The sequence below is a fragment of the Leifsonia sp. 10L418 genome (genome assembly GCF_056395445.1).
Genome location: NZ_JBFTJN010000002.1, coordinates 823,513 through 838,855 on the forward strand (window position 1 = coordinate 823,513; position 15,343 = coordinate 838,855).

The 15,343-nt window shown below is 64.9% G+C and carries 13 protein-coding genes; 7 read left to right on the forward strand and 6 right to left on the reverse strand.

Annotation, left to right across the window (positions count from 1 at the left end; genetic code table 11):
• Positions 1 to 6 precede the first annotated feature (6 nt).
• From AC1DCF_RS07250 to AC1DCF_RS07275, 6 genes are all read right to left on the reverse strand, one after another.
• Positions 7 to 879, reverse strand: coding sequence for an ABC transporter permease (locus AC1DCF_RS07250; RefSeq protein WP_441792557.1), 873 nt, complete (start codon positions 877 to 879; stop codon positions 7 to 9).
• Entirely contained in the window at positions 876 to 1,775 is a 900-nt protein-coding gene (locus tag AC1DCF_RS07255) for an ABC transporter permease (RefSeq protein ID WP_477210427.1), read from the reverse strand. Before AC1DCF_RS07255 ends, AC1DCF_RS07250 begins: the two co-directional genes overlap by 4 nt.
• Entirely contained in the window at positions 1,775 to 2,938 is a 1,164-nt protein-coding gene (locus AC1DCF_RS07260; RefSeq protein ID WP_477210428.1) for a polyamine ABC transporter substrate-binding protein, read from the reverse strand. Before AC1DCF_RS07260 ends, AC1DCF_RS07255 begins: the two co-directional genes overlap by 1 nt.
• Position 2,939: 1 nt before the next feature.
• The gene (locus tag AC1DCF_RS07265) at positions 2,940 to 4,064 is read right to left on the reverse strand and encodes an ABC transporter ATP-binding protein (protein ID WP_477210429.1); all 1,125 of its coding nucleotides are present in this window, start codon (positions 4,062 to 4,064) and stop codon (positions 2,940 to 2,942) included.
• A 116-nt stretch (positions 4,065 to 4,180) separates the two neighbouring features.
• The gene (locus AC1DCF_RS07270) at positions 4,181 to 5,629 is read right to left on the reverse strand and encodes an NAD(P)/FAD-dependent oxidoreductase (protein ID WP_477210430.1); all 1,449 of its coding nucleotides are present in this window, start codon (positions 5,627 to 5,629) and stop codon (positions 4,181 to 4,183) included.
• A gap of 324 nt (positions 5,630 to 5,953) precedes the next feature.
• On the reverse strand, positions 5,954 to 7,483 hold the full coding sequence (locus tag AC1DCF_RS07275) for a helix-turn-helix domain-containing protein (protein ID WP_477210431.1): 1,530 nt from the start codon (positions 7,481 to 7,483) through the stop codon (positions 5,954 to 5,956).
• Between the two features lie 227 nt (positions 7,484 to 7,710).
• Between AC1DCF_RS07275 and aceA the strand changes: the two genes are divergently transcribed.
• The 7 genes from aceA (at position 7,711) to AC1DCF_RS07310 (ending at position 15,336) form a co-directional block, all read left to right on the forward strand.
• Positions 7,711 to 9,045: an isocitrate lyase gene (gene aceA, locus AC1DCF_RS07280; protein ID WP_477210432.1), complete on the forward strand. Its 1,335-nt coding sequence runs from the start codon at positions 7,711 to 7,713 to the stop codon at positions 9,043 to 9,045.
• Positions 9,046 to 9,069: 24 nt separating this feature from the next.
• A complete protein-coding gene (aceB, locus tag AC1DCF_RS07285) occupies positions 9,070 to 10,770 on the forward strand; it encodes a malate synthase A (RefSeq protein WP_477210433.1) in 1,701 nt (566 codons plus the stop codon).
• A 176-nt stretch (positions 10,771 to 10,946) separates the two neighbouring features.
• Positions 10,947 to 11,477 carry an N-acetyltransferase family protein gene (locus AC1DCF_RS07290; protein WP_477210434.1) on the forward strand — a complete coding sequence of 177 codons (531 nt, stop codon included), beginning with the start codon at positions 10,947 to 10,949 and terminating at the stop codon, positions 11,475 to 11,477.
• A 503-nt stretch (positions 11,478 to 11,980) separates the two neighbouring features.
• Positions 11,981 to 12,565 (forward strand): alternate-type signal peptide domain-containing protein, encoded by a 585-nt coding sequence (locus tag AC1DCF_RS07295; RefSeq protein WP_441792566.1) that lies wholly within the window; start codon positions 11,981 to 11,983, stop codon positions 12,563 to 12,565.
• A 99-nt stretch (positions 12,566 to 12,664) separates the two neighbouring features.
• On the forward strand, positions 12,665 to 13,258 hold the full coding sequence (locus AC1DCF_RS07300) for a TasA family protein (RefSeq protein ID WP_441792567.1): 594 nt from the start codon (positions 12,665 to 12,667) through the stop codon (positions 13,256 to 13,258).
• Positions 13,259 to 13,261: 3 nt separating this feature from the next.
• The gene (locus AC1DCF_RS07305; RefSeq protein ID WP_477210435.1) at positions 13,262 to 14,554 is read left to right on the forward strand and encodes an RICIN domain-containing protein; all 1,293 of its coding nucleotides are present in this window, start codon (positions 13,262 to 13,264) and stop codon (positions 14,552 to 14,554) included.
• Entirely contained in the window at positions 14,551 to 15,336 is a 786-nt protein-coding gene (locus AC1DCF_RS07310) for an LPXTG cell wall anchor domain-containing protein (protein WP_441792569.1), read from the forward strand. The genes AC1DCF_RS07305 and AC1DCF_RS07310 overlap by 4 nt, the downstream gene beginning before the upstream one ends.
• Positions 15,337 to 15,343 lie beyond the last annotated feature (7 nt).

Here is a 15,343-nt window from a genome sequence, read left to right on the forward strand (position 1 = left end):
CAAAAACTAGGCGGCGGCCAGCGTCTTGGCGATCTCTTCGGGCGACTGGTCGCTGCGGCGCAGCACCATGGCAACCACGAAGAGCGCGAAGAGGGTCAGCAGGAACATCACCGTCGAGACGGCGGCGATCTCGGGCCGGAGCCCGACCCGCAGCGCGCTGAAGATATAGACCGGCCACGGGGTGGAGCCGGGCACCTGGATGAAGCTGGAGATGATCGTGTTGTCGAGGCTCAGCGTGAATGACATCAATGCACCGGCCCAGATCGCCGGGGCGGCGACGGGCAGCGTGATCTGAGTGAACCGGCGGTACGGCGTCGCATACAGGTCGGCTGCCGCCTCCTCGAGCGAGGCATCCAGGCCCTGCATGCGTGCTCGCACGATGAACGTGACAACCGCCACCGACAAGACGGCGTGGGCGATCACGAGACGCACCATGCCGTTGTTGAGCGGAGCGATGCCGGCGTCGGTGCCGAGGCTCACGAACCAGGGAAGCATCGACACGGCGTCAACGATTTCAGGCGTGAACAGGGTGATGCCGAGCAGACCGGTCGCCAGCAGCACGCTGAGCGAGCCGACGCGCGAGCGGGCCAGAGCGATGCCGCCGAGAGTGCCGAGAAACGTCGACACGATCGCCGCGCCGACCGCCGCGCCGATGGAGGTCATCACCGAGCCGCGAATGATCGGGTTGTCGATCGCCGACAGGTAGGAGTCGAAGCCGAAGCCTTCCCACGACGCGAGCAGGCGGCCCGTGTTGAAGGAGTAGGCGATCATCACGATGATCGGCAGGAACAGGAAGATGAAGACGAGCACGCCCCACACCGCGAGTGCGATGTGCACCGGGTCGCGGCGTTTGCGGTGCTGGGTTACTGCCTGACTCATGCTGCACCTCCTGAGAACACGACGCGGCGTGAGCGCCGCACGAAGTGACCGATGACGAATGCCACGAGGGCGCAGACGCCCACCGCTGCACCGATGAAGAGCATCAACAGCACGGCCATGGCCGAGCCGAGTGCCCAGTTTTGCGCGGTGTTGAACTGGCTTGCCACGAGCTGACCGATCATGTTGCCCTGCGCCCCACCGAGCACCGAGGCGGTGATGTAGTCGCCCATCAGCGGGATGAAGACGAGCAGGCTGCCGGCGGCGATGCCGGGGGCAGCCAGCGGCAGCGTGACCTGAAAGAGCGTGCGAATGCGGTTGGCGCCGAGGTCGGCGCTTGCTTCGCGCAGCGGCCGGCCCGCCCGGTCGATTGCCACGTAGAGCGGCAGAATCATCAGCGGCAGGTAGTTGTAGACGACACCGAGTTGCACGGCCGTCTGCGTGTAGAGGATGTCGAGGCGACCGTCGATGAGACCGACGTTCTGCAGGAAATCCGACAGGAACCCGCGCGGCGACAGGATGATCTGCCAGCCCAGGGTGCGCACGAGAAAGTTGGTCCAGAACGGCACGAGCACGAGCGCGAGCGCGAGCGGGCGCCACTTCGGGTTCAGCTTGACGGCCAGCCAATAGGCGAACGGAATCGCGATGATCAGACAGAGCGCGGTTCCGATGAAACCGATCTTGAGCGTGTTCCAGAACGTGCCGATGAATGTGGCGTCGAGCGCTTCGGCATAGCGATCGAACGACAGGATGTCGTTCGCATGTGCGGTGAACAGGTCAGGCTTGTAGCCGAAGCTGTACCAGAGCACAAGCAGCAGCGGCATGACGAAGAAGAACAGCACGAAGGCCCAGGTGGGAAATCCGAGCATCGAGGCTCGATCGAATTTCTTGCGTCTCATCACGAACCTGCCTTTGCCATCATCCGGTTCATAATCGCGACGAGGCGTTCGGATGCCTCGTTGACGACGGCGGGCGTGAGTCGCCGCACGACCTCCGCCGGGGGGAAGACCAGATCAGGACGCTCGAACTCACGCTCCTTCGCCATCTTCTCGACGCCCGTGACTCCGGTGTTGTAGCCGATGTAGTCGAGTTCGCGGAAGGATACCTCCGGCTCGAGCATGAAATCGATGAACGCATAGGCGGCATCCATATTCTGGGAGCCCATCGCAATCGCCCAGGTGTCCATCCAGATGTTCGCAGTCGGCGTCGGATAGACGAACTTCCACGCTTCGGGAACGTCACTGACGAGAAGACCCTGCCGCACGTCTCCGTTGAATGCCTGCATCAGCACGAAGGTCTCTTCCGGCATGCCGCTTTGCACGGCCGACGAGTTGAAGGCCTTGATGTGCGGCGCAAGCTTGTTCACGAGAAATTCTTCAGCGGCATCGAGGTCGGCCTTCTTCGTGGTGTTCGGGTCGATGCCGTTGGCCGCGAAGTACATGCTCGTCACCTCCCACGGGTCTTCGAGCACCGACAGATTCTTGCTGGCCTCGTTCTGGGCGACCTCCAAGAAGTCGGCCCAGGATGTCAACTCGCGGGTGATCACGCGGCTGTCGTAGACATACCCCGTGGTTCCCCAGTTCTTGCACACCGAATACTTGTTTCCCGGGTCCCAGGACTGGTCGCGGTAGAGCGGGTCGATGTTCTCGAAGTTCGTGAGGTAGGAGTGGTCGAGCTCCTGCAGCAGGCCGTTGGCCGACATCATCGGAATGTAGTTTCCGGTCGGAACCACCACGTCGTAGCCACTGGTGCCGCGGGTGGCGCCGAGTTTGGCGATCAACTCTTCGTTCGAGCCGAAACTGTCGAGCTGCACCGTTGTTCCGGACTTCTGGAACTTCGCGATGTTCGCCGGGTCGCTGTAGTCGCCCCAGCTGTAGACGTTGAGGTGGTCTTCGACTGCGCCGTCTGGCAGCACCGAGGAGGCGAACGCGGTGCTGCGGCTGCACGACGCCAGAGCGCCGGTGGCGCCGAGCACCACGAAGCCGGAGAGCACGGCACGCCGGCTGATTCGGCCGACACTGGCGGCGGGAACGAGGGCGCGCAGCCCTTCGGGGCCGGCCAACTCAGGCCACCGGTTCGGGTTCGAAGACCCGCAGGTCGGCGAGATCCCAGGCGCACCACACCGGCGCGCCGGTGCTGAGCGGCTCGGACTGGGCCGGCGCCGTGCGGGCGATGATCTCCTGGCCCGATGGGGTGATCACGACGTACTGCATCACATCGCCGAGGAACGAGATTCCGGCGAGCGTGCCCACCAGGGCGGGGATGCCGGAGGCCGGCTGCCCACTGGTCACGCGCACTGCTTCGGCGCGCACCGCGGCGCGCACTGCGGTGCCGGGGGCAAGCCCGTCGGGCATCCGGCTGGTGATCAATTCTGCGTCGGCGCTCTGCAGCACACCCGGGCTGACGACGACGGCGTCGATGAAGTTCTGCTTGCCGATGAAGCCGGCGACGAAGGCGTTGGCCGGCTCCGAGTAGACCTGCTCGGTGCTTCCGAGCTGCTGGATGGCCCCGCCCTGCATCACGACGATGCGGTCGCTCATCGAGAGCGCTTCCTGCTGGTCGTGCGTGACGAAGATAAAGGTGATGCCGAGCTGGCGCTGCAACAGCTTCAACTCGATCTGCATCTCTTCGCGCAGCTTGCGGTCGAGTGCGCTCATCGGCTCGTCGAGAAGCAGCACCTTGGGGCGGTTCACGAGTGCGCGGGCGAGGGCGACGCGCTGCTGCTGACCACCGGAGAGCTTCTGCGGGGTGCGGTCGGCGAAAGTCTCCATGCGGGACAGCGAGAGCGACTCGTAAACGCGCTCGGCGATCTCCGCCTTCGGAACCCGCTTCTGGCGCAGGCCGTATGCCACGTTCTCGGCCACGGTCATGTGCGGAAACAGAGCGTAGGACTGGAACACGGTGTTGACCGGGCGCTTGTGCGGCGGGACATCAAGCATTGACTTGCCGGCGACGACGATGTCGCCCGCGTCGGGGTGCTCGAACCCGGCGATCATACGCAGCAGGGTGGTCTTGCCGCAGCCAGAGGGTCCGAGCAGCGAGATGAATTCACCGGACTGAACGTCAAGATCAACCCCCGCGACAGCCGGGGCGTTCCCGTAGCTCTTGGTGACGGAGCGCAATTGCACCGACCCGGTGTCATCGTTCACGACGCTGTTCACGATGGGTTTGACTGACGTGTCACTCACTAGATATCACTCCTTGGGAGTTCGCCGAAGCGGGGTGGGGGCACCGGCCGGAAGGCCGGTGCCCACTGTGTGGATGGAGGTTCTGACGAAGACGCGCGAAGCGCCGGGATCGCCGGTTAGGAATCGAAGCCGAGGCCGAGGGCATCCAGGGTTTTCAGGATGACGTTGCGCTTGCCCTTGTTGTGGTCGGCACGGTTGAGCGACCAGCGGGTCACCTGCACGCCCATGGATGCGATGGGCTCGGGCGGGAAGGGAAGCGGGGTCTCGCGCACCATCGCCAGGCGGGTGCGTTCGGTCTCTTTACCTTCGAGCTTGTCGAGCATCACATCGGCGGCGAAGTGCGTAGCCGCGACGCCGAGACCGGTGAAGCCGGTTGCGTAGGCGATGCGTCCGCCGCGAGCCGTGCCGAAGAAGGCGCAGAACCGGGTGGACGTGTCGATGGCGCCGGCCCAGCGGTGGCTGAACTTCAGGCCTTCGAGCTGCGGGAACGTGGTGAAGAAGTGGTGGCCGAGGGTCTCATAGGTGGCCGGACGGTCTTCATACTCTTCGCGCACACGGCGACCGTAGTGGTAGATCGCGTCGTAGCCGCCGAACAGAATGCGGTTGTCGGCACTCATCCGGTAGTAGTGGAACTGGTTGGCCATATCGCCGAGGCCCTGACGGTTCTTCCAGCCGATGTCGGCGAGCTGAGTCGCATCCAGGGGCTCGGTCATCAGGGCGTAGTCGTAGACCGGCACCGTCGAGAGACGGTTGCGCTTCAGCAGCGACGGAAAGACGTTGGTCGCCAGGGCGGTCTTCTTCGCCAGCACGCGAGCCTTGCTCGTGCGCACCGCGGTGCCCTGCGCGGGGGTCAGCCCGGAGGTGTCCAGGTCGGTGACGGGGGAGTTCTCAAAGATTTCGACACCGAGCTCGGTAGCTGCACGCGCCAGTTCTGAGGCGAACTTGGCGGGATGCACCAGCGCCGACGAGCGCTTGCTCCAGACGGCGGCGAGGTAGGTGGGGGAGTTGACTTCCTTGCGCACCGCGTCGGCGTCGAGGTAGACCTCGTCGGTGTTGCCGTGCTGGGCGGCCTCGGCAGCCATCTCCTTCAACCAGTCGACCTGGTGCTCTTCGACGGCCAGGGAGAGAGCGCCGTTGCGTTCGAAGTCACAGTTGAGACCGAGGTCGGCCACGGCCTGCTCGATCGCGTCGAGGTTCTCCAGGCCCATCTCGTTCAGGCGGTCGATTTCCTTCGGCCAACGAGTCTGGCCGTTCTCCTCACCGTGGGTGAGGCTGGCTTCGACGAATCCGCCGTTGCGACCGGATGCGGCCCAGCCGACGGTCTTCGCTTCGAGCAGCACCACTCGGGAGGAGGGGTTGCGCTGCTTGGCCTTGATGGCCGTCCACAGACCGCAGTAGCCACCGCCGACGACGGCGAGATCGCAGTCGATGTCGGCCGTGAGCGTGGGGTAACGCTGAGCGGGAGCGATGTCGTCAAGCCAGAAGGGTGAGAGCTTGGAGCCGCTCAGGGCGTGATCGACGACGGAGGTCTTCGGGCGAGACCTCTCGAAAACTGTGCTTTCCACGGGGGAATCTCGCTCTCTCTGTCTCAGCTTTGAGACCGTTGGTGGAGCCCGATTTCCGGGCTTCTGCCCATTGTGCCAACACCGGAGAGCCTGTGTCGGCGCAAAACGTCGGGAAACGTTGTGCAATCCGCGCAATCCGTGCGAATCCGTGGCGGGCGTACCGGGAAAGTATCGGAATCGTAACTTCGCTGACACAATCCTGCTCGGTGGTCGAGCCTGTCGAGACCCGGTGCGCGATCTCTGCTCGTGTGTCGCGTCTGGAGGTCGGCCGGCGACGGTCTCGACAAGCTCGACCACCGGTCGGTTCGGCCGCAGGTGTCACTCTCAGCGTGGCGCGTGTGCCTCCAGAAATTGGTAGACCTCGGTGGGGTCGACGCCGGGGAACGTTCCGGTCGGCAGGGCGGCGAGCAGGCTCGTCGGGGTGCGGGCGGCCGGCCACGATTCCCCGGCCCAGCGCTCGGCGAGTTCGTCGGGGGCACGCCGGCAGCACGAGTCGTCGGGGCAACGCGACACCGCCCGGTTCGTGGTCTCGCGGCCGCGGAACCACTTCACGTGCGCGAACGGCACGCCGACGCTCACCGAGTATTCGCCTTCCTTCGCCTTCTCGATGCGGGAGGTGCACCAGAAGGTTCCGGCCGGGGTGTCCGTGTACTGGTACCAGGGGCTGAACCGGTCGGCCACATCGAACACGGTGCGGGCCGTCCAGCTGCGGCACACCGTCGTGCCCTCGACCGCGCCGAGCGCATCGCTCGGGAATCGCACGGCGTCGTTCTCGTAGGCCTTGATGATGGTGCCCGACTCGTGCACCTTCATGAAATGCACCGGGATGCCGAGCCGGGCCGTCGCCAAGTTCGTGAACCGGTGGGCGGCCGTCTCGTAGGAGACCGCGAACGCGTCGCGCAAGTCTTCCATCGAGATGCGCCGCAGGTTCTTCGCCTCGGTGAGCAGCTTCACCGCCGGCTTTTCCGGCAACAGGATGGCGGCGGTCAGGTAGTTGGTCTCGACCCGCTGGCGCAGAAATTCGGCATAATTTCTCGGTTCCTCATGACCGCAGAGATGGCTGGAGAATGCCTGCAGAATCGGCGAACGCGAATCGCGGGACGCGGACTGTTCGGTGGGGAGATAGATGCGATGGTTACGTTTGTCGGTGACCGACCGGGTGGAGTGCGGCAGGTCGCTCACGTAGTGCATCGAGTAGCCCAAGTGGGAGGCCATGTCGGCGACGACCTGGTGCGAGACCGGGCCGCCCGTGTGGCCGACTGCGCTGAGGAGTTCGGCGGCGAGCTGCTCGAGTTCAGGAAAGAAGTTGTCGTGGTCACGCATCTCGGTGCGCAGCGCCGAGTTCGCCCGTCTGGCTTCTTCGGGAGTGGCCGCCCGCTCGCGATTCAGTCGATCGATCTCGTTGTGCAGGGTGAGGATCGTCTGCAGAACGTCGTCGTTCTGGCTTTTGCCGACCCGGATGCGCGGCAGGCCGAGCGCGGTGAAGACCGGTCCGCGTTGCGCTTTCTCGACGGCGATTTCAAGGGCGGCCCGCTCCGACGGCGCATCCGTCTGTAGCAGATCGTCGACGGTTGTGCCGAGCGCCAACGCGATCAGACGCAGCATCGACAGGCGCGGCTCGCGGTTGCCGTTCTCAATCATCGACACCTGTGACGGCGCACGGTCGACGGCCGTCGCGAGCTGCTCGAGGGTCATCCCCCGCTGCGTGCGCAGTTCGCGGATGCGCCGCCCGAGAGTGAGCGCATCGAGCTCGGTCTCGTCGGCCTCACCGTGGGCGTCACTCTCCGGGGCGAGCGCCCGGGCGCGTGAAGGTGCAGAGCGAGTGGCGGAGATGGCTGGATCGGCGGCGACCATGATTCATGCTCACATGGCGGCTCAGGTCGCGCAAACAGAAATTGTGCGATCTTTCTGTCTCGTCCTGACAGAACGCCCGCCGGGCAGCACGATTTCTGCGCGGGAGAAGAATGGCCCTATTTCTGCCCGGCAATCTTCACCAGGCTCTGGCCGGGCGGCGCAGAGTTACCTCACAGACGAAGAAGGCCGGGTCAGGAAGACCCGCCTCGCACATCCTGGAGGCACTGATGAGCACGACCCCGAACCCGAACAACGCCGCATCGACTCGACCGGGACAGCAGACCCAGACCGCGGAAGAGCTCACACTCGAGTGGGCCGCCGACCCGCGTTGGGAAGGCATCCGTCGCGACTACACGGCAGACGACGTGATCGCGCTGCGCGGCACGGTGCGCGAGGAGCGCACGCTGGCCCGCCGTGGTGCGGAGAAGCTGTGGGAGCTCGTCAACCAGAACGGCACCCCCGAGAACCCCGAATGGGTTTCTGCGCTCGGTGCGCTCACCGGCAACCAGGCCGTGCAGCAGGTGCGGGCCGGACTGAAGGCCATCTACCTGTCGGGCTGGCAGGTCGCCGCCGACGCCAACCTGTCGGGACAGACCTACCCTGACCAGTCCCTTTACCCGGCCAACTCGGTGCCGGCCGTCGTGCGCCGCATCAACAACGCGCTGCTGCGCGCCGACCAGATTGAGGCATCGGAGGGCGACACGTCGCGCGACTGGCTGGCTCCGATCGTGGCGGATGCCGAGGCCGGGTTCGGCGGTGCGCTGAACGCCTACGAGCTGATGCAGTCGATGATCGAGGCCGGCGCCGCCGGTGTGCACTGGGAAGACCAGCTCGCCAGCGAGAAGAAGTGCGGCCACATGGGCGGCAAGGTTCTCATCCCCACCGGTCAGCACATCCGCACCCTCAACGCGGCACGCCTCGCCGCGGATGTCGCGGGCGTGCCCTCGATCGTCATCGCCCGCACCGATGCGCTCGCCGCGACGCTGCTCACGAGCGACATCGACCCGCGCGACGCCCCGTTCCTGACCGGCGAACGCACCGCCGAAGGCTTCTACGAGGTGACGAACGGCATCGACACCGTGATCGCGCGCGGACTCGCCTACGCTCCGTACGCCGACCTGATCTGGGTCGAAAGCTCCGAGCCCGACCTCGAACTGGCGCAGCGCTTCGCCGCTCGCATTCACCAAGACTTTCCAGGCAAGAAACTCGCCTACAACTGCTCGCCGTCGTTCAACTGGAAATCCCACCTCAACGACGAGCAGATCGCCGCGTTCCAACGGGAACTCGCGGCCTGTGGCTACACCTTCCAGTTCATCACGCTGGCCGGTTTCCACTCGCTCAACCACTCGATGTTCACGCTTGCCGCCGACTACGCGGAGCGCCAGATGAGTGCATATGTCGACCTGCAGGAAGCCGAGTTCGCATCAGAGAGCGCCGGCTACACCGCAACCCGCCACCAGCGGGAGGTCGGCACCGGCTACTTCGACCGGATTGCCACCGCACTGAACCCGAACAGCGCAACTCTCGCCCTCGTCGGTTCGACCGAGGCCGAGCAGTTTTAGCCCTACTTTCGAAGGAATGACGACATGAATACTGCAACGACCGCGACCCTGGACCGGGCTGCGACAGGCACGACCACCGCGACAGGATCGGCTCGCGGGGTCTCGACAGGCTCGACCACCGGGGGAGCCCACCTGGAGGTGATCGGCGAGTTCGGGGAGCGTTACGCCGAGATCCTCACTCCCTCGGCGCTCGACTTTCTGGCCGAATTGCACGACCGGTTCGCCGGCACCCGGCACGACCTGCTGGCCGCCCGGCTTCAGACGGGAGTGGACGCCGCGAACGGCCGCGACCCTCATTTTCTGAGCGAAACCGAGCACATCCGTGTCGACCGCACCTGGCGGGTGGCCGGCGCCGGGCCCGGCCTCGAAGACCGCCGTGTCGAGATCACCGGACCGACCGACCGCAAGATGGCGATCAACGCGTTGAACTCCGACGCGAAGGTCTGGCTGGCCGACCAGGAAGACGCGACCAGTCCGACCTGGGTGAATGTGATCGAGGGGCAGATCACCCTCTTCGACGCCGTGCGCGGGCAGCTGAGCTTTGACAGCCCGGAGGGCAAAAGCTACCGGGTCACCGGTGGCGCGACGGGTGCGACCCCGACCATCGTGATGCGCCCCCGTGGCTGGCACCTGGCCGAGAAGCACATCATGTTCGTTGATCGGTCGAAGAGACGGATGGCCGCATCCGGCAGTCTCATCGACTTCGGACTGTATTTCTTTCACAACGCACAGGCGCTGATCGACTCCGGCAAGGGGCCGTATTTCTACCTGCCGAAGCTCGAGAGCCACCGCGAAGCCCGACTCTGGAACGAGATCTTCACCTTCGCCGAGGAGCGCGTCGGAATCGCCCACGGCACGATTCGGGCGACGGTGCTGATCGAGACAATCCAGGCCGCCTTCCAGATGCAGGAGATTCTCTACGAGCTGCGCGAGCACTGCGCCGGCTTGAACGCGGGCCGCTGGGACTACATCTTCAGCATCATCAAGACGTTCCGTGCCCGCGGTCGGCGATTCGTTTTTCCCGACCGCAAGCAGATCACCATGGCCGTGCCGTTCATGAGGGACTACACCGAGCTGCTCGTCGCCACCTGCCACCAGCGCGGGGCCTATGCCATTGGCGGCATGAGTGCGTTCATCCCGAACCGGCGTGACCCCGCGGTCACCGAACGCGCCCTCGAGCAGGTCGCTGCCGACAAGCGCCGGGAGGCGATCGACGGCTTCGACGGCACCTGGGTGGCCCACCCCGACCTGATTCCGACCGCGCAGGCCGAGTTCGACCGGGTGCTCGGCGAGCGGCCGAACCAGCTCGAGCGCACTCGCGACTGGGTGCGGGTCACCGCGGAACAGCTGCTGGACGTCGCGGGCATCGGCGGCGAGATCACCGAAACGGGTGTGCGCGACAACGTCGTGATTGCCCTGCGGTACATCGAATCGTGGCTCCGAGGGATCGGCGCGGCGGCGATCGACAATCTGATGGAGGACGCGGCCACCGCCGAGATCTCCCGCTCCCAGATCTGGCAGTGGATTCACGACAACTCGGTCACCGCCGAGGGGCGTCGGATCGACGAAGCCTGGATCGAGACTCTGGTCGCCGAGGTCTTCGCGGGCCTGTCGCGCACGCCGGGGGACCGCTTCGACGACGCGCTCGAGGTGTTTCGGGCATCCGCTCTGGAGCCGGAGTTCCCCGCGTTTCTGACGGTGGGTGCGTACGCCCGGTTCCTGTAGCCGCACCCTCGCCGCACCATCCGCTCGCCCTGTGCCGAAATTAGGAGTGGAGGTGTGTCGCGCGGCAGTCGGCCCCGGAACTTCCCGGGCCGGTCGGGCCGACACGCACTCCACTCCTGATTTTGGTACCCCGCCCGGCTGACGTGAATGCCGACGAATTTAGCTATGCTGGCGCGATGACGGCGATCATCCGGGCCGCCGAACCGGCCGATGTTGCAGAGCTAGCCGAGGTTGCCGCTGCAACCTTCGTGCTGGCCTGCCCGCCGGGAACGCCACCGGCGGCGATCTCCGCGTTCATCGCCGAGCACCTCTCACCGGCCCGCTTCGCCTCCTATCTCACCGACCCTGCCCGCGACATCCGCGTGGCTGTGCGGGGCGGCGACATTGTCGGCTACACCATGCTGGTTTTCGGCGAACCGGGCATCCCCGCCGTGGCCGCCTCGCTCAGGTTTCGGCCGACGGTTGAGCTGAGCAAGGTCTATCTGCTCGGCGACCACCACGGGGCCGGGTTGGCCGCCACTTTGATGAACGCGACTCTGGATGCCGCTCGCGAGCGAGGCGCTTCGGGCGTCTGGCTCGGCGTCAACAATCAGAACATTCGGGCCATCCGTTTCTATGAGAAGAGTGGGTTCGCCATCGTCGGCGCCAAGACGTTTCAGGTCGGCGATCAGACCTACAACGATCACGTGATGGAGCGTTCGCTCTAGCGACGCTTGCGTCTCCCGGCACGTCTCTCCGGCCTGCTTCTTGGGCAAGGCTCTGTCGCTCGCCGTCGGTTCGCCGCCATGCGCTTCGACGTCGTTCCATCGCGCCCGCCGGAAACCCTTCTAGGGGCTCACCACCGGCCCCCGAGGGCCGACCGCGCCACTCTTCAACGTTCTTCGCTTCGCCTGCCTCAGTTGGCGGGTAGAACGTTCCGTCTGTGAAAACGTGCGCGAGCGCAATGAGGGGGCAAAATCTGTGCTTTTCGTCGTGATGCTACGTAGAAACGCGCGAAATCGTGAGATCTCGCTCTCACGATGCCTGAAATCTGAGCCCCGCACTGGGGGTATTGGCGGGACAGACAAATCGGTCTGTCCGCCAATAGAGTCTGAAGGCCGGATCGGAAACTTTCTCACTTTTGCCTCGCATCCGGCTCTCACGCATTTGTCCCTCTGCCCGAACAGCAGGCCACAATCGGCATCTTTTGCGATGCTTCGAAAGGATTCTCATGAACAAGCTCCTCAAAGGTTCAATCGCGGGCGCGGCCGGCATCGCACTCCTCATGGGCGGCGCCGGTACCTTCGCCCTCTGGAACGACACGGCGGCTCTCTCGGGTGGCACCGTATCGGCCGGCACCTTGACGGCCGTTCCGGCAGCGACCGGTTCCTGGTCGGTGACGCACGGCTCATCGACATCCGCCACGACGATTGCCGACATCAACACCTTCAAGATCGTTCCGGGCGACAAGCTGACCTACACGCAGAACGTCGCGATCACCGCAACCGGCGCGAACCTGACGGCCGCCGTGTCCCTTGCTCCCGGATCGATCACTGCCGCAACGGCGCCCGTTGGCACGCCGCAGTTGGCCGCGAATACAGCTCTCGCCGGGTTCCTCAACACCACGGGTGCGCAGGTCAGCGCAGTCATCCAGGGCACGGCCACGCCGCTCCCGACAGCGGTTCCCCAGGGGACGACGAACGCGACAGTCACGGCCGTTCTGACCTTCCCGAGCGGCGCAGTCGGCGCTGAAAACGCGTCAAAGACCGGCATCGTCAACTTGTCCGGACTGGGCCTGACCGTCACCCAGAACTAGTCAGTGACTCGGCGTGCCCGTCGTCTTCGGCGGGCGCGCCGCCGCCCCGTTTTCTCGTTCTGAATAATCCCCCTCTTCTCGCGAAAGGCGGTGTCCCTCATGCTCGGTTCACGTGAAGCTCCCCAGAAGGCCGGCAGTGCACGCACAACTGCTGCGAGACTCACCGCCGCATTCTCCATCCGCTCGATGAGCATCACCGCTCTCTCACTTCTCGCCGCCGTCGGCCTGGCGACTGCCGCCGCGGGTGGCAGCTATGCCTACCTCAATGCAGCTGCGCCGCTCTCCGGAGGCACCGTCATTGCCGGAACAGCCTCACTCACGATCGCCTCGCCCGTTCAGATATCGACGAACAAGCTGTACCCGGGACAATCGGTCTACGGCTCAGTGACTGTGACAAACACCGGCAACGTAGCCCTGGCTCTCGATGCGAAGGTGACGGGAAGCACCCCCCTGTCCCAGGAGCTCACGATCGCGCTGCGGGTGGTTTCATCAGCGTCGGACTGCGCTGCTACTCCGGTCACTCCCGCCTGGTCGGTGGGAACCATCCCGGCGCCGGGATTGCCAGCCATGGGCACGCTCCCCGCTGGCAGTTCGGCATTCCTCTGCGTGTCGGCAGCCCTGCCGCTCGTCACCAACGCAGGGCAGGGGCAGACGACCTCATTCAATGTTCAGCTTGACGGGACACAGGTTTAGACGATGACACAGGCACCGAGCACCAAGCCGCGCACGCGTTTCACGAGGTTCAACGTCTCGGTCGCAGCGGTCGTCTTTCTGACCCTTGCCGGAACCAGCGCGGCCACCGCATCCTGGACCGCGCCAGCAGCGATCACGTCTGCCACGGTGACGACAGGAACTCTCACCGTCTCGCAGGCAACGACACCGTCACTCAACAAGGACTTCAACTCCACCGGAACAGCGACGCAGTTAAGGACTGTCGCCGTCACTGTGACGAATAGCGGTTCAATCCCCGCCCCGTTCACCCTGACTCTCGGTGGTACATCAGCAAACGGACTCGCCGCGGCAATCACCGTGAACTCGTGGCCGGCCACATCCGCCTCACAATGCACCGACGCGGCAACGCTCGGCGGCGCTGCGAAGAATTGGACGACTGCGGCGTCACAGACGGGCACTCTCGCCGCCGGGGTGTCGGCATTCTTCTGCGTTCGCACGGCGTTGACCCCGAGCCAGATCTCGGAAACCGTCATCGGAACGGTGGCAGCCACAGTGACTGTTGCGTCGAATATCGGCAGCTGGACATCGGGCAACTCGACAGCGGTCGTTCAGAAGGCACTCGACACGACAGCCCCGACAGTGCCGGGCAAACCGGTGGCCTCGGCCACCACGGGCTCACAAACGACTCTCACCTGGGCTGCGTCGACCGACAACGTCAAGGTCGTCGCATATGACATTTATCGAAACAACGTCTTGGTCGGGAGTTCGACGACGAACTCGTACACCGACGCGGGGCTCACGGCTTTGACGGCGTACAGCTACACAGTGAAGGCGCGCGATGACGCACCGCTCTCTTCGGCGGCATCCGCAGCGACGAGCGTGACCACGGGGCCCCCGGTGTACACGGTGACGAGCCCGGCCAGCGGCTTCTGCCTCGACGCCGAAGGGGCAGGCACCACTTCGGGCACTCGGGTGATCGCCTTCCCCTGCCATGGCGGGTCCAACCAGAGCTGGACATTCGCTGCCAGCGGCAAAATCTCTGCGCTATACGATCCGTCGTTGTTCATCCGACCCGATTCGAATTCAACCAGTGCGTCAATCGAGGTTGTCGATACTGGCACGACACGGACCGCATGGACGCTTGTTCCCGTCAGCGGCGCAGCAGGCCAATACCAGATCAAAAACAATTCCACTGGTTACTGCCTCGACATGGGGGCGAACCCAACCCAGACCCCGATCACCCCGGTGACGCAAAAGAATTGCACCGGCGCTCCGTCCTCACAACGCTTCACACTGACGGTGGTGAACTCGTCATGATCGGGTCACGAATCATCAACAAGGTCGCAGCGGTGGCTCTCGCCGCTGGAGTTACCTCGGCTCTCGCGGTGGCGGGAGTCGCGGCTCCCGCCTCGGCGGCATCCGATCAGATTCTGGTCAGTGCCGATGGGGTGAGCTGGTCGACGTCGCTGAACGCCGATCTGTTCGCTGGGGCCGGGCTGCTCATTCCGGAGGGGTCCCAGAGCGCATCGCTCTGGGTCAAGAACCCCACTGACCGGCCGGTCGAAGTGCGATTGAGCGCACGCAACGTCAGTTTCTCGTCACCTGACTTTTCGGCGAATCTGTCGCTCGCCTCCTGGAACTCGGTTGACGACGAGACGCTGACAACGCAGGGTGACGCTGTCACGAAATGCGAAATCTTGGTCAATTCGCAGTCTCTGGCCGCAGGCGGCGTGCTCAAAGCCATTGTCACGTTGACGATGGCCGATGTCTTCGATCTAGTCGCTCAGGATGCCGATGCGAACGTCAACGTGATGGTTTCGATGCGCGACGCCGCGGCGGGGGCATTCCCTGCTTCTGCCTGCGACGATGATGGAGTCATCGTGGGTCCAACGACGCCAACGGCCCCGACGCCCGGGCCCACGACGGCGCCTTCCACGCCGACTGGAACGATCACCGGGAGCGGAGCCGTCACCACGAAGCCTTTGGCACAGACGGGTGCGGATGCCGCGACTCCCGCGCTCGTCGTGGCCGGGCTACTGGGCGGAGGCCTCGTGTTCTTCCTGATTGGGCGCCGACGTCGCAAGACCGACGCCTCGTAGCTGAGAT

Coding starts and splice junctions, on each gene's coding strand:
- AC1DCF_RS07250 (WP_441792557.1), bottom strand. CDS start 879: ATGAGTCAGGCAGTAACCCAGCACCGCAAACGCCGCGACCCGGTGCAC.
- AC1DCF_RS07255 (WP_477210427.1), bottom strand. CDS start 1,775: ATGAGACGCAAGAAATTCGATCGAGCCTCGATGCTCGGATTTCCCACC.
- AC1DCF_RS07275 (WP_477210431.1), bottom strand. CDS start 7,483: ATGGTCGCCGCCGATCCAGCCATCTCCGCCACTCGCTCTGCACCTTCA.
- aceA (WP_477210432.1), top strand. CDS start 7,711: ATGAGCACGACCCCGAACCCGAACAACGCCGCATCGACTCGACCGGGA.
- aceB (WP_477210433.1), top strand. CDS start 9,070: ATGAATACTGCAACGACCGCGACCCTGGACCGGGCTGCGACAGGCACG.
- AC1DCF_RS07290 (WP_477210434.1), top strand. CDS start 10,947: ATGACGGCGATCATCCGGGCCGCCGAACCGGCCGATGTTGCAGAGCTA.
- AC1DCF_RS07295 (WP_441792566.1), top strand. CDS start 11,981: ATGAACAAGCTCCTCAAAGGTTCAATCGCGGGCGCGGCCGGCATCGCA.
- AC1DCF_RS07300 (WP_441792567.1), top strand. CDS start 12,665: ATGCTCGGTTCACGTGAAGCTCCCCAGAAGGCCGGCAGTGCACGCACA.
- AC1DCF_RS07305 (WP_477210435.1), top strand. CDS start 13,262: ATGACACAGGCACCGAGCACCAAGCCGCGCACGCGTTTCACGAGGTTC.
- AC1DCF_RS07310 (WP_441792569.1), top strand. CDS start 14,551: ATGATCGGGTCACGAATCATCAACAAGGTCGCAGCGGTGGCTCTCGCC.